This is a genomic window from Mastigocladopsis repens PCC 10914, from assembly GCF_000315565.1.
Taxonomy (GTDB): Bacteria; Cyanobacteriota; Cyanobacteriia; order Cyanobacteriales; family Nostocaceae; genus Mastigocladopsis; species Mastigocladopsis repens.
Map to the genome: position 1 here is coordinate 71,955 of NZ_JH992901.1, position 23,538 is coordinate 95,492.

18 protein-coding genes are annotated in these 23,538 nt (G+C 42.9%); 9 read left to right on the forward strand and 9 right to left on the reverse strand.

Annotated elements, in window-relative coordinates:
• Positions 1 to 34: 34 nt before the first annotated feature.
• The 4 genes from MAS10914_RS0102355 to MAS10914_RS0102370 form a co-directional block, all read right to left on the reverse strand.
• Positions 35 to 1,927 (reverse strand): hybrid sensor histidine kinase/response regulator, encoded by a 1,893-nt coding sequence (locus MAS10914_RS0102355; protein WP_017314292.1) that lies wholly within the window; start codon positions 1,925 to 1,927, stop codon positions 35 to 37.
• A 16-nt stretch (positions 1,928 to 1,943) separates the two neighbouring features.
• On the reverse strand, positions 1,944 to 2,390 hold the full coding sequence (locus tag MAS10914_RS0102360; RefSeq protein WP_017314293.1) for a response regulator: 447 nt from the start codon (positions 2,388 to 2,390) through the stop codon (positions 1,944 to 1,946).
• A 128-nt stretch (positions 2,391 to 2,518) separates the two neighbouring features.
• Positions 2,519 to 5,821 (reverse strand): PAS domain-containing protein, encoded by a 3,303-nt coding sequence (locus tag MAS10914_RS0102365; protein WP_017314294.1) that lies wholly within the window; start codon positions 5,819 to 5,821, stop codon positions 2,519 to 2,521.
• Positions 5,822 to 5,901: 80 nt separating this feature from the next.
• Positions 5,902 to 8,739, reverse strand: a complete 2,838-nt coding sequence (locus MAS10914_RS0102370) for a hybrid sensor histidine kinase/response regulator (RefSeq protein WP_017314295.1) — start codon at positions 8,737 to 8,739, stop codon at positions 5,902 to 5,904.
• A 717-nt stretch (positions 8,740 to 9,456) separates the two neighbouring features.
• Between MAS10914_RS0102370 and MAS10914_RS0102375 the strand changes: the two genes are divergently transcribed.
• Together MAS10914_RS0102375 and MAS10914_RS0102380 are read left to right on the forward strand one after the other, a co-directional pair.
• Positions 9,457 to 9,945, forward strand: a complete 489-nt coding sequence (locus MAS10914_RS0102375) for a molybdenum cofactor biosynthesis protein MoaE (protein WP_017314296.1) — start codon at positions 9,457 to 9,459, stop codon at positions 9,943 to 9,945.
• 216 nt (positions 9,946 to 10,161) lie between these two features.
• Complete coding sequence (locus MAS10914_RS0102380; RefSeq protein WP_017314297.1) at positions 10,162 to 10,482, forward strand: hypothetical protein; 321 nt, start codon at positions 10,162 to 10,164, stop codon at positions 10,480 to 10,482.
• 147 nt (positions 10,483 to 10,629) lie between these two features.
• On the opposite strand, the gene MAS10914_RS0102385 is transcribed toward MAS10914_RS0102380, so the two are convergent.
• From MAS10914_RS0102385 to MAS10914_RS0102395, 3 genes are all read right to left on the reverse strand, one after another.
• Positions 10,630 to 10,923, reverse strand: coding sequence for a DUF2103 domain-containing protein (locus MAS10914_RS0102385; RefSeq protein WP_017314298.1), 294 nt, complete (start codon positions 10,921 to 10,923; stop codon positions 10,630 to 10,632).
• Positions 10,924 to 10,944: 21 nt separating this feature from the next.
• A complete protein-coding gene (clpS, locus tag MAS10914_RS0102390; RefSeq protein WP_017314299.1) occupies positions 10,945 to 11,271 on the reverse strand; it encodes an ATP-dependent Clp protease adapter ClpS in 327 nt (108 codons plus the stop codon).
• Positions 11,272 to 11,425: 154 nt separating this feature from the next.
• Positions 11,426 to 13,453 (reverse strand): FAD-dependent oxidoreductase, encoded by a 2,028-nt coding sequence (locus MAS10914_RS0102395; protein ID WP_017314300.1) that lies wholly within the window; start codon positions 13,451 to 13,453, stop codon positions 11,426 to 11,428.
• Here MAS10914_RS0102395 and MAS10914_RS35265 point away from each other — a divergent pair.
• Together MAS10914_RS35265 and MAS10914_RS33850 are read left to right on the forward strand one after the other, a co-directional pair.
• Positions 13,356 to 13,571 (forward strand): hypothetical protein, encoded by a 216-nt coding sequence (locus tag MAS10914_RS35265; protein ID WP_232224288.1) that lies wholly within the window; start codon positions 13,356 to 13,358, stop codon positions 13,569 to 13,571. The two genes, MAS10914_RS0102395 and MAS10914_RS35265, sit on opposite strands and share 98 nt — an antisense overlap.
• Before the next feature lie 437 nt (positions 13,572 to 14,008).
• Positions 14,009 to 14,242: a hypothetical protein gene (locus MAS10914_RS33850; RefSeq protein ID WP_198014953.1), complete on the forward strand. Its 234-nt coding sequence runs from the start codon at positions 14,009 to 14,011 to the stop codon at positions 14,240 to 14,242.
• Between the two features lie 121 nt (positions 14,243 to 14,363).
• Here the strand turns inward: MAS10914_RS33850 and MAS10914_RS0102400 are convergent, their stop codons facing one another.
• Together MAS10914_RS0102400 and MAS10914_RS29410 are read right to left on the reverse strand one after the other, a co-directional pair.
• Complete coding sequence (locus MAS10914_RS0102400) at positions 14,364 to 14,909, reverse strand: hypothetical protein (protein WP_156818077.1); 546 nt, start codon at positions 14,907 to 14,909, stop codon at positions 14,364 to 14,366.
• A gap of 229 nt (positions 14,910 to 15,138) precedes the next feature.
• Positions 15,139 to 15,393 (reverse strand): hypothetical protein, encoded by a 255-nt coding sequence (locus tag MAS10914_RS29410; RefSeq protein ID WP_017314303.1) that lies wholly within the window; start codon positions 15,391 to 15,393, stop codon positions 15,139 to 15,141.
• Positions 15,394 to 16,083: 690 nt separating this feature from the next.
• On the opposite strand from MAS10914_RS29410, the gene MAS10914_RS0102420 reads away from it, so the two are divergent.
• The 5 genes from MAS10914_RS0102420 to MAS10914_RS29415 all read left to right on the forward strand — a co-directional run bounded on the left by MAS10914_RS0102420 (position 16,084) and on the right by MAS10914_RS29415 (position 23,464).
• The gene (locus MAS10914_RS0102420) at positions 16,084 to 17,136 is read left to right on the forward strand and encodes an Acg family FMN-binding oxidoreductase (protein ID WP_017314305.1); all 1,053 of its coding nucleotides are present in this window, start codon (positions 16,084 to 16,086) and stop codon (positions 17,134 to 17,136) included.
• A gap of 326 nt (positions 17,137 to 17,462) precedes the next feature.
• Positions 17,463 to 19,865, forward strand: a complete 2,403-nt coding sequence (locus tag MAS10914_RS0102425; RefSeq protein WP_017314306.1) for a tetratricopeptide repeat protein — start codon at positions 17,463 to 17,465, stop codon at positions 19,863 to 19,865.
• Positions 19,866 to 20,406: 541 nt separating this feature from the next.
• Complete coding sequence (locus MAS10914_RS0102430; RefSeq protein ID WP_026082287.1) at positions 20,407 to 21,084, forward strand: 2OG-Fe dioxygenase family protein; 678 nt, start codon at positions 20,407 to 20,409, stop codon at positions 21,082 to 21,084.
• 72 nt (positions 21,085 to 21,156) lie between these two features.
• Positions 21,157 to 22,398: a cysteine desulfurase-like protein gene (locus tag MAS10914_RS0102435; protein WP_017314308.1), complete on the forward strand. Its 1,242-nt coding sequence runs from the start codon at positions 21,157 to 21,159 to the stop codon at positions 22,396 to 22,398.
• 367 nt (positions 22,399 to 22,765) lie between these two features.
• Entirely contained in the window at positions 22,766 to 23,464 is a 699-nt protein-coding gene (locus MAS10914_RS29415) for a VOC family protein (protein ID WP_017314309.1), read from the forward strand.
• Positions 23,465 to 23,538: the final 74 nt, after the last annotated feature.

The following is a 23,538-nucleotide window of genomic DNA, read 5'->3' on the forward strand; positions in this document are numbered from 1 at the left end:
TACTACCCACTATCCACTACCCACTCCCCTTATTCTAATTCCCACTCTTGACGGCGCTAATAGTTTGCAACAACTGCTTTGCAGTGTAAGGTTTGGATAAAAAGGCTTTGACACCCATGTCAGTGACTGTATTTACCTTTTCACTAGAAGCAAGTCCACTAACGGCAATAATCTTGACGGCTGGATTAATTTTTTTTAAGGTGCGAATGGTAGTTAGCCCATCCATCGAAGGCATAACCATATCTGTCAAGACTAGAGCTATTTCATCCTGACGTTCTGCATAAAGAGCGATCGCCTCAATGCCATCGCTAGCAGTTATAGCCTTGTAATTATAGCTTTCCAGAGATGTTTTTGTAACATCTCGAATCGAATCTTCGTCATCCACAACCAAAATCAATTCTCCGTTACCGGATGGTAATTCCAGTTCTTGCTCTTCTGGAGTTTCCGTTGCTTCTTGTGCTGGTAAATATACCTTAAATTGGCTACCTTTCCCTACCTGACTCTCCACGTTGATAAAACCGCCGTGGCTTTTGATAATGCCAAGTACTGTCGAAAGACCAAGCCCAGTTCCCTTGCCTAAATCTTTAGTCGTAAAAAATGGTTCAAAAATGCGGTCTAGGATTTCCTGTGAAATACCAACTCCAGTATCAGTCACAGTAATAACAACATACGAACCAACTCGAGCATCAATATACATCTTGGCGTAATTTTCATCAACAAGAAGATTTTCAGCCGAGATGGTCAAGGTACCGCCATTAGGCATGGCATCACGAGCATTGACGCACAAATTTATGAGTACTTGATGCAGTTGGGTCACATCGCCTAAAACAGTCCAAAGGTTTGGCGCTATCTCTGTGGAAAGTTCAATAGATTTGGGAAAAGTTTCTTTAACAACTTGCTGAATTTCTCTCATTAAGTGCTTTAGTTGCAGCAAAGTGCGCTCGCCCTCAATACCGCGAGTAAAAGACAGCACTTGCTTAACCAAATTTGCTCCCCGTTTGGCATTGGATATTAATATTGGTAGCAGGCGCTTACTCCGCGCATCATGCAGTTGTGACTCTAAAAGTTGGGCTGTCATCAAAATGGGCGCAAGAACATTGTTGAGGTCGTGGGCAATACCGCTTGCTAAAGTTCCAATGCTTTCTAAACGCTGGGCACGAAAAAATTGTGCTTCTAGTTCTTTTTTTTGTGTGATATTAGTATTAACAACGAGGATTGATTGGACTTTTTTATCAAACTCGCGTACCAGTGTCCAGCGACTTTCGACGATAATTTCTTTACCAAATTTTGTTCTTTGATGTAGTTCGCCCTCCCAAGAACCATTTTGCAATAGAGCGTTAAGAGCTTCTTTAAATAGTGGTATATCTTTCTCATCCCAAAGTTGTAATGTTTTCTTGCCAATTGCCTCGGTTGCTTTCCAACCGTATAATCGTTCAGCAGCTTTATTCCAAAATAAAATTTGATTTTTTAAATCGCGTACAAAAATTGCATCAGTAGCAACATCAAGTAGTGCTGCGTGTTCGCGAATCTTTTGTTCAGATCGCTTGCGTTCAACCGCGTAGCGGATAGAACGTTCTAGCAAAGGAGCCGTCAACTGACTTTTTTCTAAATAATCTGCTGCACCTGCTTTCATTGCCTCAATATCTATTTCCCTGTCTCCCTTACCTGTCAATAAAATGATTGGGGAAGAGCAGCCTTTGGCAATTGCTTCACGTAACAAATCCAGTCCGTTACGCGCACCCAAACGGTAATCAACAAGATAGATATCGTATTGATTGTCAACAATCGCCTCCATTGCTGCTTGATAACTATCGACCCATTCCAGATCGCAGTAAGCTACCTGAAATTCACGAAACCAATCACGAGTTAAAATGTAGTCATCTTCATCATCATCAATAAGAAGAACTTTGAATATGCTCTCTTTCATTTCTGCCTCCTTATGCTTATAGCGGCAGTTCCACAATTTCAAACCAATACTTTCCAATTGTTCTCATGACTTCCACCAAGGATGCGAAGGTGACAGGTTTAATGATGAATGAGTTCGCACCCAAATCATAACTGCTATAAACATCTTCCTCTGCCTTGGAAGTCGTCAGAATAACAACGGGAATTTTCCTTAAACGCGGGTCAGCTTTAATCTCTCTGAGTGCCTCACGACCATCTTTTTTGGGCATATTTAAATCTAACAAAATCAGATTTGGTCGTGGCGCACTGCTTTTGTTGGCATACAGACCACGATGATAGAGATAATCCATTAACTCTTCACCATCATTAACGATATGTAGCTCGTTTGCCAATCGACTTTCTGCCAGCGCTTCACGAGCTAGCATACAGTCATCCTCATCATCATCAGCCATCAGAATTGTGACGGTTGTTTGCCGACCCTTCACTCTGCATTTTCTCCTTTGCGTTGGTTTTAGGATTAATAGATTATTAAATTGCAACAAACAATGAGGATAAGGTTGTAAAATCTTAATAACCTCTGGGCGGATGATAAATCCTTTTAAGAAAGAGCATATTATGCAACAGAGTTAATTGGAAGTATGACAATAAATCTTGACCCTTGCCCTGGTGTGCTTTGTGCCGAGATGCTCCCGTTGTGACGCTCAACAATTTTCCGGCAGATAGCTAAACCTATCCCGGTTCCTTCGTATTCGCTACGACCATGCAGGCGTTGAAATACGTTGAAGATGCGGTCAAGATACTTTTCGTCAAAGCCAATCCCATTATCTTCTACAATAATTTGACAAAATTCTACAGCATCTTGATCGTTTAATTGCTGAGTGTAAATGTTAACAATAGGTCGTTCCCCTTGACGATGGAATTTCAGAGCATTGCCGATGAGGTTTTGTAGCAATTGACGCATCTGGAGCGGATCGGCGTGAATGATAGGTAACTCGCCTACCTCCACATATGCTCCGGTTTGTTGGATACGTATCTCCAAATCAGACAACACCTCTTGCGTGACCTGTGTCAAATCCACAGGTACAAAAGGCTGCCCTCTAGTGGTTACTCGCGAAAGTGTTAATAAATCTTCAATCAAGGCTTGCATCCTGCGGGTTGCGTTCTGCATCCGGTCCAGGTAATCACGTCCCTGGTCGGTTAAAGCATCGCTATAAGCGGCTTTTAATCGCTCGCCAAATGTCTTAATCTTACGCAATGGCTCTTGCAAATCGTGAGAGGCGATAAAGGCAAATTGTTGCAGTTCGTCATTGGAACGGAGAAGTTCTTGCCGTTGACGAGTTTCTTGTTCTAGGAGTTGAGCCTGAGCAAGGGCAATGCCTATCTGATCCGCCAGATGTCGCAAAAGTTCTGTTTCCCAGCTCGTCCATTGGCGAGGTTGAGTACACTGATGGGCAATGAGCAGACCCCAAAGTTGATTTTTCAGGAGAATAGGGACAATAAGGTTAGATCTAACACTCAGTCGCTTCAGAAATTCCACATAGCAAGGCTCGATCCCACCATGCTCGATATCGGTAACAGCACTAATCCGTCCATGGCGGTATTTCTGGATGTAATCTTCGACAAAGCAAGGGTCATGGAGGTTGTGCCCGAGAACAGCAAGCACACCCCCGACCACAGCCTCTTGCACTACTATTCCAGAACCATCTGAAAGTAGGCGAAAAATTAATACACGTTCAGCGTGCAGCAGCTTTTGCACCTCGGTAACGGTGGTTTGAAGAATTTCATCAATTTGTAAGGACTGACGAATTTTTAAAGTGATATCGGCAAATAATTGCGATCGCAAGTTCTGGCGCTGTAACTCTTCTTGGACCCGCTTGCGCTCAGAAATGTCCATCATCGCCCCAATCATTCGCACCGATTTGCCTATGTTGTCATGAACGACATAACCGCGATCAAAGATGTAGGCATAAGAACCGTCTGCACGGCGAAAGAGGTATTCATTCGACCAGAATTGTTGATTACTGTTGATCACAGCATGAATGTCAGAAACAATTCTCTCCCTATCATTTGGGTGTATATGCTCATACCACCAAGTCGCCTCGCTTTTGACTTCCTCTGGTGAGTAACCAAACAGAGTCTGTACGCTGTCATTCCACCACAACTTATCTGTGAGTAAATCCCAATCCCAGACAGCATCATTCGTGGCACGAGCAAGTATCTGAAAACGCTTTTCGCTTTCTTGCAGTTTTTCTTCTGCCAGCTTGTGCTCAGTAATATCTGTATGGGAGCCTGCCATCCGCACTACTGTACCTTCATCATCCCACAGTGCTTGACCCCGATCCAAAACCCATTTGTAGCTACCGTCCTTACACCGGACTCTATATTCACTTATATAAAAGGGGGTTTTCCTGGCAAAGTGGTCTTGAATAACTCGTGTGACCCTGGCTATATCATCTGGGTGAATGCGGCTCATCCATTCATCTAAATGATTCACAATCTCATGCTCAGAGTAACCGAGCATTTCCTTCCAGCGAGTTGAGAAGAACACTTCATTGGTTTTAACGTTCCAGTCCCAAATACCATCACTATTGCCCCGCAAAGCCAACTGCCAGCGTTGCTCACTTTCTCTGAGGGCATCTTCGACTCTCTGACGCTCAATAGCTGTAGCTAGCACATTGGCAATAGCTTGCAGGAAGTAAATATCATCTTTGCTGAAGGTACGCTGTGTGGTGGTGTGTACCCCTAAAACACCAAAAGGACGCTCTTTGCCATGAATGATCACCGACAAACCGCTGACCACTTGATGGTTATGCAGTAGCGAAGGTCCCTTGAACCGCGTTTCTGTGCGGAGGTCACTCACAATAACTGGCTCTTGCAAATATAGGGTGTAGCCAGCTTGAGAATCCATTCCAGCACTGACAGTTGCATATCCTTCAAGCCCTGGCTGCCAACCTACCCCTGCCCGTAGCAGCAAGGTGTCACCATCATTCAGGAGTTCCAAAACCTTGCAATAGTCAACCTCAAGACTGTGGGCAACGAGGGTGACAGTTTCATCCATCAGCTTGGTCACGTCTATACCTGCTAGTGCCAGTTGACTGAGTTCTGCTACTAGTGCTTGTCGATTGGCATAAACTTCTAACGCCTCTTCCGCTTGTTTGCGCTTAGTGATGTCCATAGTTACCCCAGTCATCCGCACCACTACGTCAGAGGAGTTGCGAAAGACAACACCTTTACTCGCCAACCAACCAATATGACCATTATGCAAAACAACACGAAATTCTACGTCGTACTCTGCCCCTTCGTAAAGAGCCTGCATCACTGAATGGTTGAGAAAATCTCGGTCTTCGGGATGAATACGTTGCAAAAAAGCTTCATATGTAGCACTTTCCAAGCCTAAGAGTGCTGTCAGGTTATCCGACCAACTCACCTTGTTATTTTGGATGTCCCAATCCCAAGTACTCATGCTGGCTGCTTCCAACGCCATCACCAGTTGCGCCTCCCGATTCTGCGCCTGCTGAGTTTGCTGTCGCAATTTCTGCATGGCATGACGCGCTTCTAATAGACGACGCACTCTTTGACGCAAGACTTGCCAGTTGATTGGCTTGGTAATGTAATCAGTAGCACCAGCAGCAAAAGCCCGCTCCACGGATGTCTGGTCGTCAAGAGCGGTAATTATTAACACAGGCGTTTCCGCGCCACCGGGGAGTGTTTGCAATTGAGCGCAGCAGGTAAACCCATCCATCATCGGCATCAGGGCATCTAGCAGCACTATATCTGGTTGTATTTCACTATACAAATTTAGTGCTTGCTCGCCGTTTATTGCCTCTGCTACCTGATACCCTTCTTGTTGTAGCAAACTCCGTAGATATAACCGCGTTAAAGCGTCGTCGTCTACAACCAGAATCAAATTAGTCATTAGTTATAAGTTCTTAGTTACTAGTTCTTAGTTACTAGTTATTCTCCCTCATATTCCCCTATTCCCAATCCTAACTTCTACTAATAACCAGAGATAACTGAATGCAAAGTTTTTAGTAACTCCTGCGCGGTATATGGCTTAGGTAAAAATGCTGTTAGCTTAGAGGCTTTATCTAATGGCACTTGTTCGCTTGTCGCTAGTCCACTAACAGCAATGACACGCAGCAGTGGGTTCATTTTGTGCAAGGTGTTGATGGTAGTGACGCCATCCATATTTGGCATCATCATATCGACAATTGCCGCACTAATTTTATCTTTATACTGGGCGTACAGTGCGACTGCCTCTATGCCATCACTAGCAGTCATTACTTTATAATTATTGTTTTCCAAAGAAGCTTTGGTAATTTCTCTTATAGCGGGTTCGTCATCTACAACTAAAATCCATTCTCCGTATCCTGTAGGCATTTCTAGGTCTTCTATTAACTGCGTCGCAGCTGTCTTGACTGCTGGCAGGTAGACCTTAAATTTTGTTCCCTTGCCTATGGAACTCGATACGGTGACGAACCCGCCATGACCTTTAATAATGCCCATGACTGTTGACAGTCCAAGTCCGGTTCCCTTACCAAACTCTTTAGTTGTAAAAAATGGTTCAAAAATTCTATCTAATAGTTCGTTAGAAATACCAATTCCCGTATCAGCAACCGTGAGGACAATGTAAGAACCAGCTTGAGCATCAAGATGCATCTTGGCAAAATTTTCATCAATGAAAACATTCTGGGCAGAAATTTTCAAATTTCCGCCATTCGTCATGGCGTCACGAGCATTAAGACACAAATTCATCAGCACTTGATGCAGTTGAGTACTATCACCACACACAGCTAACAAATCTGGCTGGATTTCAGTTTGAATTGCGATCGATTTAGGAAAAGTTTGTTCGACTATTTGCTTCATTTCTGAAATCAAATTCTTCAGCTGAATTCCGGTGCGCTCGCCGAAGACATTGGCAGATCCATCGCCTTCAATTCCTCGTGCAAATGACAGCACCTGTTTGACTAAATTTGCACCCCGTTTGGCGTTATTTTCTACAATCGTCAGTATTTTCCTGCTACGCTCATCTTGGGATTTTACTTTAAGCATTTGTACTGACATCAAAATTGGAGACAACACATTGTTCAAATCGTGAGCAATGCCACTCGCAAGAGTGCCTATACTCTCCATTCGCTGATTGCGTAAAAATTGCTTTTCTAGTTGCTTTTTCTCTGTGATATCAGTCTCAACGACAAGGATTGATTTTGGTTGAAAATGTTCATCGCGCACTAGCGTCCAACGACTTTCAACAATAATTTCTTTGCCAGATTTAGTCATTTTCTGCAATTCACCTTGCCACGAGCCAGAGTCAAAGACATTTTGGTAAATTTCCCTGTGTTGCGGCAAGAGTTTATTATTATATAGAATTTCCTCTGCGTTTCTACCAAGGGTTTCTTGCGCCTTCCAACCGTAAAGGTTCTCGGCGCTTTTATTCCATAGTAAAATTTTATTGTTCAAATCCCGCACAATAATTGCGTCTGTTGCAATATCAAGCAGTGCCGCTTGTTCGCGAACGTGCTGTTCTGCTAACTTGCGTACAGTGATATCCTCAAAAATATATAACCGTGCAAAATATTGGTCATTTTCATCTTGAATCCGTCTGGAAAAACGCCGGATAGTGCGACCATCATTTAATAAAATTTCGTCCTCACATATGCAGGTCTGGCTTGGAATAGGTTCGCAGGAGATGAAAGGTGAAACCTCTGTAAATTCACAGCATTTGTTCATGACATCCTGATGTTTCAATCTGCCGCTTTCGATTTGCTCTTTCAGGTATTGAATGCCCCAAATTTCACAAAAGCGTTCATTGACATACAAAATGTCACTTGTACGGTGATCAACAACGTAAAATGCTAGTGGAGAAACGCCAGTCATGGAGCGCAAAAGTGCTTCTTTCCAACGCAATTCTTCTTCTGCTTGCTGACGCTCAGTAATGTCCTCAACTATGTAAGCAAATCGCGGATGGCTCAGTGAACTCTCTCCAATGACCGAGACTGTAGCTCTTAACCATCTGTGATCCCCTAACACATTGTGAGGATGTTCAAAGCTCACAGGTAATTGAAGGCTTTGTGCTTGACGGAAATAATCAATCCAGTCGCGCACATAATCTGGGGACAAACCTAGCTCACTAGCAAGGCGATTTCCCATTGCTCCTGGGGCTAGCCCAAAAAATTTTGCTGTGGCAGCATTATCAGAAATATGCAGGATATCATTATCATCTAATAGCTCGACTATCCCCATCATCATCGGCGCACTGTCAAAAAAGCTGCGGAGCGTAGATTCGCTCTGTCGCAGTGCTTCTTGCGCTTGCTGGTACTCTGTTTTGATACTAGCGACCTGAGTTAAATTCCGGCGTAACTCCAGTTGTCTCATAACCAGGCGGCTGATTGCTTTTAGCGACTCTAACTGTTCTGGTTGCAGAAGGCGGGGTACGCGATCAACAACACATACTGTCCCGATCACGTGTCCCTCTGGTGTTATCAAAGGGACTCCAGCGTAAAATCTCACGTACGGAGCAGAGGTAACTACGGGGCTGGTAGCAAACCGTTCATCAGCCAAAGTGTCAGGAATGATCAAAACATCTCGTTGTTGGATACAAAGGGGACACAACCCGATATCTACGGGCATTTCTTCTATATCTAATCCCACTTTGGCTTTGAACCACTGACGGTTAGCGTCTATTAAATTTATTAATGCGATGGGTGTAGCGCAAATCTGAGCAGCTAAGAATGCCAAATCATCAAATGTTTGTTCTGGTGATGTGTCGAGAATCTGATATTGGTGGAGAGCCTCAAGCCTCGCTACTTCATTGTTAGACAATAAAGGATTCATTATATCTTTTCCTATGAGTACTGAATTATCGCTTGCCCTGATGTGATGCACGGTTCTCCAGATTCTTCAACAAGGAAAGTTTCAAGGTGGCTGCTTGATCTCACTGTCTACTCTCAGTCTGTGTACAAGTGCCATATACATTTTTAAGTTCTAACAATTAAGAGGTCGTTACTCAGACTAAGCTGTTACGTATGTAATTTGCACATTTATTCGTGAGGTTCGTCAACACTGCCTTAACGAAAAAAGCGTTGCGAGGTTTCCTCTCAAGCTATTTTTCAAGACAGTGCAATATGTACGCGCATCAGGTTATTTCCAACTGGTAGCTCTAACCGGGAACTTGCCTCTTGGTCAAATTAGTGCTTGCTGCACTTGGTAGCTCAACTAAGTCACTATCGGATTCTCTAGATGAGTCCTCAGATAATTTTGTCACTTTACTATAGTAATATGTCTAAAGGAGGATGACATTTTTTTTGCTGATACAAGTAAATTTACATAAAAAATCTTAGATTTACCTAGCTGTTGGTATTGTTTTTTTAAGACTTAAGCAAGGAATTCCTTAGAGAAAAGCTGAAAAAGTGTGTTTGCAAAGCGTAACAATTTTGCATCAATCCAGTAGGGGAGAATAGAGAAAGGTTGTTAACAGACTGGTTGGTAAATTAATGTAGAATATAGACGCGGTACGTGTATAAATCCCTATGAGGGATAGAAATAATTAAGATGAACTTGGGTCTGGTCGCTTCAGTTGCCTCTGCCATTAAACCGAAAGCCGAAGATAGCTTCGCCATTAGCTTTGCGCCACTGTCTGTTGAAGAAGTTTATACCAAAGCGGATGACCCAGCAAATGGCGCAGTTGTGGTTATGAGTGGGATGGTTCGCAACCAAACCGATGGTAAACCTGTGATTGCCCTAGAATATCAAGCTTACGAACCTATGGCAATGCGGGTGTTTTATCAAATTGCCGCTAATATTCGGCAACAATGGTCTATTGTGAATCGCGTGGTCATTTATCATCGGGTTGGGCGCTTGCAAGTTGGTGAAATCAGCGTTTTAGTCGCGGTGGGTTGTCCCCATCGTTCCGAAGCGTTTGAAGCTTGTCGTTATGCGATTGATACTCTCAAACACAACGCCCCCATTTGGAAAAAAGAACATTGGGCTGATGGTTCAAGTACCTGGGTGAGTATTGGTGCTTGTGAAGCTCAGGGTTGATAGTGGGTCGTTGATGGTTGGTGGTTGAGAGTCGATAGTTGTCAAAAAGCCCTACCCACCAACCACTACTCATTAACAATGAACTTATAACTTCTTTGCACTTTTTTACAAATTTGGGAGTAATCTATTTCAGTTTGTAACTATTTGCTTTTTCCAAAAGATTATTCCTTTAGACTGATCTCCTATAGAAATAAAAAGCTTTTGGGATATAAGCGAATGGATTCATTAAAGTTCATTTGTCACGATTTTTTTGTGCTTCTTTCCTTCATAGCTTGTATTGCTGGTCTACTGTTACTTTGGGAGCGCAACCAGCAAAAGGACGAAGCGGAAGAAACAGAGCGAATTCTGTTTAGGATGAGTTTTTCTTACTGGCTAGTTTACTGTGTTGCTTTTGCTATCCAAAAAATAGTTTTACCCGACTGGGAAACTATAATGATGAGTTTAAAGATAACTGCTGCACTGTCATATTTTTTAACATTTTCTTGCGTCGTCAGTCTACCACTACACAAATTTGCAGTACGTCATGTAGAGGAGTAGTCATTAGTTAAGACTGAGAAGAATTCAGAATTTAGAACCCAGAAATTAGAATAGATTGATACCGACAGTGTAAATGACACTGTAGAGAATAGATGCAATAGTTGACCTAATTGCTGGCTGAATTCTGAGTTCTTTCACACAATGTAATCACTTTTTCATGGCGATTGCGATCGCCTCTTCCAGTAGATTCTGGTCTAAAATTGTCAGGATAAACACCTCTTGCACTGTTCTACCCTGGCGTGCGATGACCTTAAAGCCACCCCGAATTGGTACAGAGATCCGCAATTGTAAATGAGGACAGTGACCTTTCACCCGCCCAATCTGACCTGGTGTCACGGTTTGAATCCCATCCTGTCGTATGAGACGTTCTAGGACTGGGATAAGACCACTAATATGGGTCGAGTGATTCCAAACAAGCCTGCCCTCAGTGGGTTTTGTCATTATATTTTATTTTTAATACTATTATGCTGCTTCAAGAGGAGCCATCGTCAAACCGGCTCGACACAGCTGCTGGTGATACAGTTCAGCCGATTCTTGGGGACCGATCCAGACAATTGCTTGACCTTCGTAATGCACTTGGTTGGTGAGTTCCCAAGCGCGATCGCTAGTCATACCCGGAATATACTTTACCAAACAATCGTGAACGTGCTGGAAAGTATTGAAATCGTCATTCAATACAATCACTTTATAATTGGGATATGGCTTACGGGTCGCTTGACTAGACCGTTCAGGAGCTATAGTTGGTGTTGTTGTCATCCCGTAAACAGCAGCTGAAAGTCTGGGAACCATAAAACACTTAGCCAAAAAGCTTAACCAAACTAAACTACAGTTAACTAGTTTAGTCCATAGTCAAGAGTCAAGAGTCAAGAGTCAAGAGTCAAGAGTCAAAAGTCAAGAGTCAAGAGTCAAGAGTCAAAACTAATGACTATTGACTTTTGACTAATTATTTCCAATCATCCCAATTTTGGTTAAAAATCGAGGTATCAGGGAAGGCGGTGGGGTTGCCATTTTTCTCTAACAACTGTTTCAGGGCTTGTAGTTGCGGTTCTGGTTTAGGCAATTCGTCTACCAGTTGGTAAGGTGCGATGCTGTTTTTTAAGGCAAAAGCCGCTGTCGTTCCAGCCGCTGCACCAGCAGACCATTCAAAGGAGTGTACTCTGTATGCTGCTGCGGCAATGTGACTGGTTGCAATGCTTTTACCACCCACAAGCAAATTGTCGATTTTTTGAGGAATCATCGCCCTCAGTGCGATTTGGAAGGGATAAGCTTGCCCAGCACCACGTCTTTCGCCTGCACGTTCTGTATTTCCAGGCGCTTCCGGAGGGCTGTTGGTCATGCAAGGATGGAAGTCTATGGCATAATGACCTATACCTATAGCATCGGGGAAGATTGTAGAACGAGTCCGCCGCATGACATTATCCGGACTTTTCTGACCTGAAAGTACCGATGCAGCTTCTAAACCTCCCAATGCAGCTTTTAGGCGGCGATACATATCTTGCGGTAGCGTTTTGCGATAATACTCGTCATCGTAGTTGCGACGAGAGATATCAATTTCCCAAATCGAAAAGCCTTGGGGTTGTCCCCAGCTTGGGCGTCCAATAATACGTCGTCCTTCCCGCATATACGGGTGTTTCGATAAGCCATGCACTGTCCCCATCGGCGAATCTAACCCTGATAACAAGCGGTTATTTGGTTGCGGCTGCTTTACACCATCCCCCAATTGGGAATCTGTATTGCCAGCTGCTAGCCAGTAATAGTAACCCAGGGAGATTTCCTCAGCTTTTCTTAACGCTTCCCTCCGGAGTCCGCCCATCCAACCCCCAGGTTTCAATTGCCCAGTGGATTGTAACTGTTGGCGATTGTAAATGAGGTTATCGGCAGAGGTTCCGGGACGGTAATCATTGCCCCAAGTCCAGTTTTGCATCGAGATGTCCCTTGGCGTGGGGGCTGTAAACTTGACACCACCAAATTCCATTGGTTGCCCCTCTTGGGGACTCCAAATGCGACGATAGGTGAAAACCAAGGGAAAACTAGCCAATCGCTTCAATTCATAGCTGTAATATGGCTCATACTGTGGATAGAATGGAGGCATTGTTTGGGGTTGCGGTTGATTGGTAGCCTCCATTGCAAAGGTGTAGGTAAACCCTTGAGTACAAAAGGGGTCGTTTTGAGGACTAGAGGAAGAAGGTTCTAAGTAAGAACGGGCATCAATACCCAATCGGTAAGGGACATCAGCGAGGGCGATAATTTCCCCGGTTTCCGAAGTGTCCACAACATACCACTTCGGGGCATTACTGCCAGCTTTGCCTTTGGTTTGCCTTGAGCTGAAGCGGATAATATTTTTGGTAAACCGAGAAGAGTTTTGGTAGGTATAAGCGTCTTCGATGGTTTGAGATAAAGGAAAAGTGTTGATGGGTGGTGCGCCCTTGACTGGTTGATGTTGGATTGCGATCGCACTATTAATGAGTTTCCCGTCGCTACTATATTCCAACTCCTTAATCACCGTGTTTGGGAACCATTGCAACTTTCCTTTCCCCTTTTTTGCAGCATCTTTGAGCATCGAAGTCAAGATTTCATGACCATCGCGAGGAAGAAAGCACGAGTCACTAACCCAGCAGTCACCAGGGTTGAGGTTCCCTCGGTATTTGCGCTCAATGCGGTTTCGCAATTCCAAATAACCACGAGAGTAGTATAGTTTGCGACGCTGGGTTGGTCGTTCATCAAGTGCGGAGGTTCCCTGAGACGAAATTTGTCCTCCCAGCCAATCGGTAATTTCGGTAAAGCAAACCGTTTGCCCCGCAAGTAATGCTTCATAAGCCGTGGCGACACCAGAAAGTCCTCCACCCACAACGAGGACCTCACAATTAACTGTTTTGTCTGGTGTTCTGGGTGGTGCTGCGATCGCAGCGTATGGTGCGAGAAAAGAGAGAAAAGTAGAGCAAAAAGTCAGTATAGATAGCGATCGCTTCATTCTTAACAAGATCCGTTCAACTCCCAAGTCAGCTTTTAGAGCATTTTTCTTAAATTACAGACGCGACTTTTGCTTCGCGACTAGACAAATAGAACCTGCGGATGCGCCCTTTGCGTAGGGTTGTTTCATTTGGCTCCTCATTCGCCCTGTAACCAATGACAGGGCTAATAGTTTTAGTTGGTTTTAACCCAGGAAAACTATTGATGTATAAGGCTTTTAGTCCTCTTTAGTAGGACTTGCACTATGAGCCAGAGAATCAATTCGCAGGCAATTAGACAACCCTAACGAAGGGGCGTCTGTATTTGACAAGCCGCGATATCGCTTTCGCCAGATACTATATCAGCAATTTAAGACGCTAAAATCCTGAAAATGTTCTTCACAAGCTTTTTTTCAATTTAACGCCCGAAACTCAGAGCAAGCTAAACAAGCATCGTCCCATTTGTGCATAAGTTAAATGCAATCGCACCTATCAAGAATTAGAAGGCAAGCAAAGCAAGCTGACTCCTCTCAATTGGGTGTTGGGCTTCCTGGCTGCTTAATAAACACGACAATGTAATGTATAGATACAGCGGTTTGCAATTGGGTGAGGTACACAAAGAAATAATGAACCACAGATGGACTCTTGTGTGCGTTGCGCTGAACCAGCGCTATGCAGGAGGGTTTCCCGACCCAGGCGACTGGTGTAAGTCCTGCGGACAGGCTACGCCAACGCCGTCAGGCGTGCCGCAGGCATACCCGGAGGGGGGTTCCCCCGAGTGTGCAAACTGCCGTACAGATGGACACAGATAAATTAGTACTTCATTCAGATGAGAAGCGCTGTATATAGATATAAGATTAGCCCAGGTGTAATGCCAGGGCTAATATTTAGCAATTTTGTAGCAATTTTGAGATTTTCGGATTGGGTGTTGCATTACTCCCAACTGTAGTTAGCAAGTTTGCCTAGAAACAAGATTGTTCCTACAGTGTTAACAGCAAGAGTTAAACCATCGTTGAGTGAGTCAAATACCCGTTTGGTGAGTTTTTTCTTGAAAACTGGTGGAAGTGGTTGGATTGTTGCAAAACCTTGCTCAACTAACAAGGAATTTATGTGGTAAAACTCTATTATTGTATCTTCTTGATAATTTCCTGAGTTGTCTTGCTCATCTTGAATTTGAGCCAAGGAATCTATAAGTTGACACTCTGCTATTATGCCTTCTTGATGATGTCCTGGCGTGTCTTGTTTATCTTGGATGTGGGCTGTGGAAACAACCTGAACTTGCTCAAGCTGACCTACGAGTTGGTTTGATGAAATCTCGACATTGCTACTACAAAGTTCGGCTTGATTCACCCCACTAATCACTATCGCAGACCTAGAATCCTCTATCAATTTCAACAATTCTTGACCCTCGATTTGGTGTGAGTTTGTGGGAGGTATTCCCAACACATCTAGCTCAATGTCGATAGGAACTTTTAACATAATCTGAACTTTGCGCTTTTGCGAAGGGTATAGTGGCTCGGGTAGAACAGACATAAGTTTCAATAAATGCTAAAGTTTCTTGGTAAAAAAACTGGGACAAAAAACAAAAAATGGGGCGGGAAGCCCAACACCCAATTGACAGGAGTTAAAGGCTTCCCAGAACTAGCTCCTCTTGACCAATAATCAGCAACTAAGATAAATACTGGCATTCAAAAATTACTTATCTTGGTTACGATTGTTGTACCACTGGTTGCTCTTGAGAATATTCTTTGTGCCCATTTTTTAAGATACGACACTCAGCGGGTTTTGCTTGTACTTCTGGTTCGATATAAATATCTGGTTCCAGGTATACAGGGACTTTCTGCTTAACAGTTCCGGGTGCTTTCACAATTAGTTTTGGCTCGATTTCAATGGGGATATTCAATTTGATAGGAATTGTGAATTCACAAGGGGTGGGATAGTAATTGGGTTCGTATGTGGACATATGTTTGACTCCTAGTTTTTCAAAAAAATCGTTGGTCTTGAAGGTTCAGCTTGCTTTGCTTGCCTTCTGATTCTTAATAGGTGCGATTGCTTTTAACTTATGCACAAATGGTAGGATGGTTGTTTAGTAGTTTCTCCCGTTACCTGATGATTGCCGCTACAGGTTGGTTCGGGAAAGTTTTCTTAAAGTTCAGGTAACTTCTTCTGACTCCCCTCACAACTTCCTCAAATTCTGTCGGTATAACAGAACTTAGAAAACTGGGAAGAGACTCAGAGTGAGGAGTCTAGGAATGACGAGTTTTCCGTCCTTTCCTAATCCCCCTCCTCCTCATATCTCGTCTTCATACACTGGGAGGCTTAATTAATAAAACTTTATGGCATTTCTAACACTTTCAAGGATTTTGTCGTCTGCATTGGGCAACACTGAAGATATCCAGAGCAATAATTTAGTAAGTATGTATGCTGGATGGTTACTTATGTGATCAGGCGTTGGATGCAATGGCTCCTCTGTTCTCAGCAGATCTGCCTTGTTTTCAACTGAAGTATAATGAATCAAAAATAAAAAAAATTATTAATGCATTTTTTTAAAATAAAAAATCATAATTTGTAATTGAGCCAGTAATTAGGAATTATGAATTTTTTGGTAAAATTTTATTTCGAAATAAAAATATTTATTAATATATTGAGATTTATGTCAAAAACGTTAACGTCCCACTCTTTCAACTCGTGGAACATTTCAGAAACTGACTTTCCCAAATTAGGTAGTCCTTCTGAGCAACTGGAATTTTTATTGAACTATGCAATCCTGGCTCCATCGGGACACAATACTCAGCCTTGGCTGTTTAGAATCGCTCACGAAACTATCGAACTTTATGCTGACAGAACCCGTGCTTTGCCTGTCACAGACCCCCAAGACCGGGAGTTAACCATGAGTTGCGGTGCAGCACTGTTTAATTTACGGTTAGCGATTCGGCACTTTGGCTACACTGATGCTGTAAAAACTTTTCCTAACCCTGACGATCCAGATTTGCTGGCTCATGTCTGGTTAGGTAATCCTAGAGAGGAAACTGAAGAGGAATATCTGCTGTTCGCGACAATTGCTAGGCGACACACCAATAGGTTACAATTTCAAAATTGGGAAATTCCAGAAACACTGCTTTCTATTATGCGGAAGTCAGCAGTTGAGGAAGGTGCTTGGCTTGAGATCATTGAAGGCGAAGACCTTCGCAACGCGGTGACTCAATTAATTGCAGAGGGCGATCGCATTCAAATGGCAAACCCTCATTTTCGTCGCGAACTAGCTGCATGGATTCACTCTAATCGTAGCGTCACCCATGATGGTATGCCTGCTTATGCCCAAACTGTAAATCAACTGCTGGACTTTTGCACCCCAATTCCTGCCCATGTCACACGTACTTTCGACCTTGGTAGAGGACAGGCGGCAAAAGACTGGGAATTGGCTGTTGGGTCTCCTATTCTTGCCGTTTTAGGAACCAATGAAGACACTCCCGCTAGCTGGTTTACTGCTGGACAGGCTTTGGAGAGAGTTCTGCTGCTTGGACAGGCGGTAGGTGTTTCCGCATCGTTCTTAAATCAACCCATACAAGTGGCACAACTGCGTCCTAAACTCCGAACCCTTCTCAATAAAGGCGGTTATTCTCAAGTCTTGCTGCGCCTTGGTTTTGGTCCTGAAGTAAAACCAACACCTCGAAGGGCAGTAAGTGAAGTACTTTTAGCTGATTGACATTCTCCCACGGCTAGAAGGCGTCACTCTTTGCATCCCAGCCGTTGGCGTAGCCCTTTCTGTTGACGCTGTAACAATAGACTTCTTGCAAAAAGTACGATTTATGAATTTTTTAACCACAGATGGACACAGATGAACACAGATAAATATCGGTGTTCATCTGTGTCCATCTGTGGTTTATTTTCAAAAAATTGACTTTTGCAAGAGTTCTAATAAGCACTCTTGCTTCCTTTCCTCAACAAATGTAATTCAACTATCTCATCAAGACTGCTAGATTGGAGGTATACGTGCTGCTTCAAAAACTGACCAACGGATAGAGAATCTTTATGAACAGCAAGAATCAAATCATCTTCGCCTTATTGTTGAGAAGCGCTCTAGTCTTTTCACCCGTCCTACTGTCCGTTGGTATTGCGAGTGCCCAAAGAACACCTTCTCCTTCATCACAGCCTCCGGTACTTTCCACCCAAAACCGGGCAGAACTACCGCGACTGACAGAAGAACATCGCACCTTTCTTCGTACAACCATTTTGCTCAACGTTTGGCTAGCCATACTGACTCTAGTTCCAGTCACAGTCATTGCTGCTTTATTGCTCCTGCGACGGGTTGCCATCCGTGAAATAGTTGATAAAGCAATGGAACGGCTATACGGACTAGAAGACTTAGAAAAACAGCTAGCCTCTGTTAAGCAAGAAGCACAAAAGCTTATCCAAGAAACTAGAAATATCAGTTATGGATTAGAAAAGGAAGTAGAGGAACTTCAACAAAAAATCAAAATAGAGCAAGAAAGTTTATCTAGACTTCCATTTGAAATATCTCAGTCAAAAGAGCAACTTTTAGCAGAATTAGAAACAGCAATAAAGAACTCTAAACAAGAGGTAAAAACTCTGGAGTATGAATTTACCTCTCAAGTTTCGGAGTTACAATTGCAAACTCAACAACAAAGAAATACAACTATTGAGAATTTAGGTAAAATAGAAACCGAACTTGCATTGCAACTGTCGGAAGTACAAGTAGGTGTTCAAAAACAAAAGGATATCGCCCTCGAAAATTTAGAAACATCAAGTTCGGAGTTTGCAAGCCATCTGTCGGGATTACAGTTTGAGACTGAGCAGCAAAAAGACAAGTTTTTTGAAAGTTTGAAGCAATTGCGTTCAGAATTTACATCACAAGTATCCGAATTGCAAAATGGGGTTCAACAACAAAAGGATGTTGCCTTTGAGAATTTAGAAAAATCTAGTTCGGAATTTACATCGCAAATTTCTGGATTACAGTCAGAGACTGAGCAGCAAAAGAACTCCATTCTTGAGAGTTTAGAACAATTGCGTTCAGAATTTACCTCACAATTGTCAAAATTGCAGGATGGAGTTCAACAACAAAAGGATGTTGCCTTTGAGAATTTAGAAAAATCCAGTTCGGAATTTACATCGCAAATTTTCGGATTACAGTCAGAGACTGAGCAGCAAAAACACAAGATTTTTGAAAGTTTAGAACAATTGCGTTCAGAATTTACCTCACAATTGTCAAAATTGCAGGATGGGGTTCAACAACAAAAGAATGTCACAAATGAAAATATAGTAGAATTAGAGTCTCAATTGAGATATGAGTTATCGGGATTGCAATCCGATACTGAGCAGCAAAAACACAAGATTTTTGAAAGTTTAGAGCGATTGCGTTCAGACTTTGAATTTCTGCTGTCTAAATTACAGGCGGATGTTGAACAACGAAAAAAGTTAATTATAGAGAATTTAGAGAAATCCGGGGACGAGTTAGCATCCCAATTCTCGCAATTACAGTTAAATGCTCAACAAAAAAAGGTTCTTATCCTTGAAAAGCTCAGAAAATTAGAGTCAGAGTTTGGCTCTCAAGTTTCTGAATTGCAGAAGGATGCTCAACAAAGAAAAAATCTCGTCCTTCAGCAATCGGTAGTGACTCCTCCCTCTATCCTAGAGTCTACCACTCCTAAAGTTGAGGAAAAAATACAGGAGCAGCCGAAGCAACCAGAGGTAACAGAACAGACAGAGACTCAGGAGGAGTCGAAAGTTGATGATTATCTCAAACAGGGAGATGTTCTCTTCTCCCAAAAGCGCTATGAAGATGCACTTGCTGCTTACAACCAAGCAGTGACAGTTCAGCCAAAAGAAGCTGTTGTCTGGTTAAACCGAGGTATAGCTTTAGGAAGGTTGAAACAGTACAAAGAGGCGATCGCCTCCTACGAACAAGCTTTGAAAATCAAGCCAGATTACCATCAAGCCTGGGTTGACCGGGGTGTAGCACTGGGATATTTGCAAAGACACAAGGAAGCCTTTGCTTCTTTTAAGAAAGCGACGCAAGTTAAGCCTGATGATGCGGTTGCATGGTTAAACCGGGGTCTTGCTTTGCAAGAGTTGGAACGATACGAAGACGCGATCGCTTGTTTTGACAAAGCCATTAAATTAAAGCCAGACTCCTACAAAGCTTGGAATAACCGAGGTTACGCCTTAGTTAGTTTAGGACGCGATGACGAAGCGATCGAGAGTTTCGACAAAGCGTTGGAAATGAAGCCAGACTACGCCAGTGCTTATTATAACAAAGCCGCCTGTTATGCACTGCAAAGACAAGTCGAGTTAGCCCTAGAAAATTTGCAACGAGCAGTTGAAATTAATCCTAGTTATAGAGAAGAGGCTGCAACTGATATAGATTTTGATGAGATTACCAGACATAAGCGCTTCCGGCACTTTATGACGGCGTAGGTACTGTATTAATACAATATTTATCTCAATATTGCAGGTCATTTTTCCCTTGCTTATAATTGAAGCATAAGGTGTTAAATGAAGAAGAACGCAGAACACAGAACGCAGAATATCCCCTCGGATGAAATCCGCGCTTATTTAAGCAAGGAAAGACAGGAAAGAATTTTTCTCTTCTGCATAAATGAATACACGGGGTTTGCATCCTTTTATTATTCTGACTACTGAGTCCTGAGTCCTGAGTTCTTTCTTTGGTTACTTCACGCAAATCTAAAAAAAACAACGAGTAACTAGGTTAAATCAATCTAAAAATGATCAGGTTTCAAAAATTCACAAACTTTTAATTTGTCTAATTAAGATTGGCATTTTGAAGAGTCTAGCTGTAGCGCAAAAACTGTCCATAGCTCAAAGATATTTGCAGTAGTGGCAGTAGGATTGTTATTTTTTTTACTGATTTTTAACATTGGGTTTGACCATGTTGCTAACCCAGATTTTTCTGCATATCAATATAGCTAAATTAGGTCAACCTCAGGAGAATAATAAAATGTTGGAACTAAGAAAAAAAGACTTTAATTGTCTTACCAGCTACGCTTTAGAAAGCATATCTTCTGTGGATGTAGATAAGCTGAAGCCTTACTTTATTAACCTTCCTGTAGATCCATATTTGGCAGGTAACTATCGTTTCCGGCGACTATCTCATTTTAAAATCTCTGACGAAGGCATAGTCAAGTTGCCACATCGTCCTTTCTATCAAGCTAAACAATATAATTCTTTACTGGGTGATGTCGTCAGAGAGTACCCAGAACTAGATGATGAACTGATAAAAATGCAAGACTTTCAGAGAATTATTCTAGAATTTTTCGAGTTTTGTAAACTCTGCTCGACCTACAAAGAAATTGCAGTTCATCAAATTAGAATCACTGCTTCTGCATGGCAAATAGGTAAACCAGCCCCTGAAGGAATCCATAGAGATGGAGTAGACTTGGTTGGGATATTCTCTGTGAATAGAGAAAGGATTGCAGGGGGAGAAAGTCATCTATATAAATCTAAAAATGACAGCCCTGTTTTTAACAAAATTCTCAACCCTGGTGAACTGTTAGTATTTAGCGACAAAGAATTTTTCCATTTTACGGATGCTATCAATGCAATGTCCTCAGAGAGCGGGGTGAGGGATGTCTTCGTGTTAACTTGTCCGGGGTTGATTCCGTCAACAAATCAGTAAAAAACTAAATGCAATATCCAGACCTTGACATCACTGAAGTGTAAAGTACTATCAAAAATAAAGGAGTTTTTTATGGTTGACCTTGATTTGGGGTGGATACGCAATCAGTTTCCTGCACTTTCACAAGAAATCAATGGTCAACCTGTGATTTTTTTTGATGGACCTGGTGGTACTCAGGCATCAAGTAGCGTGATAGATGCGATCGCCGAATACTTAGTAAGGTCAAACGCCAATGCTCATGGGGCTTTTGCCACAAGTGAGCGGACAGATGCGCTCATAACTTCAGCGCGTGCAGCCATAGCTGATTTATTGGGGTGTAATTCTGACGAAGTGGTTTTTGGTGCCAACATGACCACGCTCACCTATACTTTGAGTCGAGCGATCGCTCGCGAACTCCAACCTGGTGATGAAATTATCGTTACCAAGCTAGACCATTATGCCAACGTTTCACCTTGGTATGCACTTTGCGAACGCGGTGTTGTCATTCGTGAGGTTGATATCAACGTAGAAGACTGCACGCTAGACATGAACCATCTCCAGCAGCAGATAAATGAGCGGACGCGATTAGTGGCGGTGGGTTATGCATCCAATGCTGTAGGCACAATTAACGACGTTGCAACCATTGTGAAATTAGCTCATGCTGTTGGGGCGATGGTTTTTGTTGATGCGGTTCACTACGTCGCTCATGCTCCAATTGACGTGCGTGTGCTTGAGTGCGACTTTCTTGCTTGCTCCGCTTATAAATTCTTTGGACCCCATGTTGGGGTACTGTATGCAAAGCGTGAGCATCTTGCTCGGCTGCGCCCATACAAAGTGCACCCAGCCCCAGACGAAGTTCCATCACGTTGGGAAACTGGAACCCAGAACTACGAGGGGCTGGCTGGATTAGTAGCGACAATCAACTACCTAGCTAAAATTGGTCGCCAAGTTTTGCCAGGTGTGAAGAACCGCCGAGAAGCCCTATTAGCAGCGATGATAGCAATAAAGCAATACGAAAGAGATTTGTGTCAAAGCTTAGTCACAGGACTGTTGCAGATTTCCACGTTAACTTTATATGGTATCACCGATCCAAATCGCTTTGACTGGCGGACACCAACCGTTGCCGTCCGAGTTGCTGGGCAAACACCTCACGCTGTTGCCAAAGCTTTGGGTGAGCAGGGTATCTTCTCTTGGAACGGCAACTTTTATGCACTTGGTCTTAGCGAAAAATTAGGAGTTGAGTCAAGCGGGGGATTCCTGCGGATTGGGCTTGTACACTACAACACTCCTGAAGAGATCCATCGTCTGTTGAAAGTGCTCTCACAGAGGATGTAGAGACGTTGCAGTGCAATGTCTCTACATCCTTTTCCTGGTTATTCAGTCGAGCTAGTCGGGTTGCTGGCGGACAATCATGGTTTTATCTCTATATCAATTTAAGTGCAATTTAGCAACCGAATTTTTTCCCATTCCAATGATTAAAATTTTGTAAAATTATACATCGGCTATAATTAGATTATAGCCTCCTCAGAATTTTGTTTAAAAGCTCTCTGGATTGGCTTGAGTCAAAACCTGCCTATAAAGTCATTTCCTGAACGTTCATTCAGGTTGTGTTTTCAAGTGTGTCATTCCTGAGTGTGACTGTTTCTGGGAGAGATGGAAGTTTTTATGTGGGTAGGTCAGTTTGGTTCGCAAGGAGAACCATATGAAAAATCAATATTTAGCTTCTACAACAGGTGACAACTCAAACGAAACCTTGACTACCAGTGAGTCACCTTTTATCGAAACTAACGGACTTCTCTTGTACAAGGAAAAGTGCAAGACTCCGGAAATTCTCAACTCATCCTCTTCTATAAAACTGTTTGGCGAGTCAGTTATCGTAGACCACTTTGTGCTACTGTTTCCTGAGACAGAAACCCTGACAAAGTACGCTGATGCTTTAGTCAAATATGGTGCCCAAATTACCGAAGGACCGGGACTATGGCCTGATGACTTTTGCGACAACCTTGATGGATTGCCTGAAGACATCTCGATGTATTTCCTCGCAGTTTTAATGCCTTCAAGCGTCATCTTAGTGCTGGTTGCACCTCACGCACCGAACGATAAACTTGATATCTTATTGAACAAGCGCGGTGTCAACGCCGTCCATCACGTTGCCCTTTGCGTTGACGATATACGAATAGCAGCAACGTCGTGGCAAAAAAAGGGTTTCATTCCCTTGTCTATGACTCCTCAAGATGATGGCTGCTTGTGTCAGTGGTTCCTTGGCAACTCAGCAGAGCAAATTATAGAACTTATCTGTCGCCGATGTGGAGGCAGAGAAACCTTTTCCTGCCAAAATGTTGCTGGTTTACGCCTTTCGGAAGGGGAACTCACAAAAAGGAAACATCTTTCCCTTAAATAAGTAGGTGAGTAAGAAAAAACCAAACTATGTAAAGATAAATAAATAGGCCGAATACGCTGAGGATTCCAGTTACC

What these genes read in the sequence shown, in the direction of transcription:
- MAS10914_RS0102435 (WP_017314308.1), top strand. Translation starts at nt 21,157, where the DNA reads ATGGTTGACCTTGATTTGGGGTGGATACGCAATCAGTTTCCTGCACTT.
- MAS10914_RS0102375 (WP_017314296.1), top strand. Translation starts at nt 9,457, where the DNA reads ATGAACTTGGGTCTGGTCGCTTCAGTTGCCTCTGCCATTAAACCGAAA.
- MAS10914_RS29415 (WP_017314309.1), top strand. Translation starts at nt 22,766, where the DNA reads ATGAAAAATCAATATTTAGCTTCTACAACAGGTGACAACTCAAACGAA.
- clpS (WP_017314299.1), bottom strand. Translation starts at nt 11,271, where the DNA reads ATGGTTCCCAGACTTTCAGCTGCTGTTTACGGGATGACAACAACACCA.
- MAS10914_RS0102385 (WP_017314298.1), bottom strand. Translation starts at nt 10,923, where the DNA reads ATGACAAAACCCACTGAGGGCAGGCTTGTTTGGAATCACTCGACCCAT.
- MAS10914_RS29410 (WP_017314303.1), bottom strand. Translation starts at nt 15,393, where the DNA reads ATGTCCACATACGAACCCAATTACTATCCCACCCCTTGTGAATTCACA.
- MAS10914_RS0102425 (WP_017314306.1), top strand. Translation starts at nt 17,463, where the DNA reads ATGAACAGCAAGAATCAAATCATCTTCGCCTTATTGTTGAGAAGCGCT.
- MAS10914_RS0102355 (WP_017314292.1), bottom strand. Translation starts at nt 1,927, where the DNA reads ATGAAAGAGAGCATATTCAAAGTTCTTCTTATTGATGATGATGAAGAT.
- MAS10914_RS0102365 (WP_017314294.1), bottom strand. Translation starts at nt 5,821, where the DNA reads ATGACTAATTTGATTCTGGTTGTAGACGACGACGCTTTAACGCGGTTA.
- MAS10914_RS0102420 (WP_017314305.1), top strand. Translation starts at nt 16,084, where the DNA reads ATGTCAAAAACGTTAACGTCCCACTCTTTCAACTCGTGGAACATTTCA.
- MAS10914_RS33850 (WP_198014953.1), top strand. Translation starts at nt 14,009, where the DNA reads ATGTATAGATACAGCGGTTTGCAATTGGGTGAGGTACACAAAGAAATA.
- MAS10914_RS0102430 (WP_026082287.1), top strand. Translation starts at nt 20,407, where the DNA reads ATGTTGGAACTAAGAAAAAAAGACTTTAATTGTCTTACCAGCTACGCT.
- MAS10914_RS0102380 (WP_017314297.1), top strand. Translation starts at nt 10,162, where the DNA reads ATGGATTCATTAAAGTTCATTTGTCACGATTTTTTTGTGCTTCTTTCC.
- MAS10914_RS0102370 (WP_017314295.1), bottom strand. Translation starts at nt 8,739, where the DNA reads ATGAATCCTTTATTGTCTAACAATGAAGTAGCGAGGCTTGAGGCTCTC.
- MAS10914_RS0102395 (WP_017314300.1), bottom strand. Translation starts at nt 13,453, where the DNA reads ATGAAGCGATCGCTATCTATACTGACTTTTTGCTCTACTTTTCTCTCT.
- MAS10914_RS0102400 (WP_156818077.1), bottom strand. Translation starts at nt 14,909, where the DNA reads ATGTTAAAAGTTCCTATCGACATTGAGCTAGATGTGTTGGGAATACCT.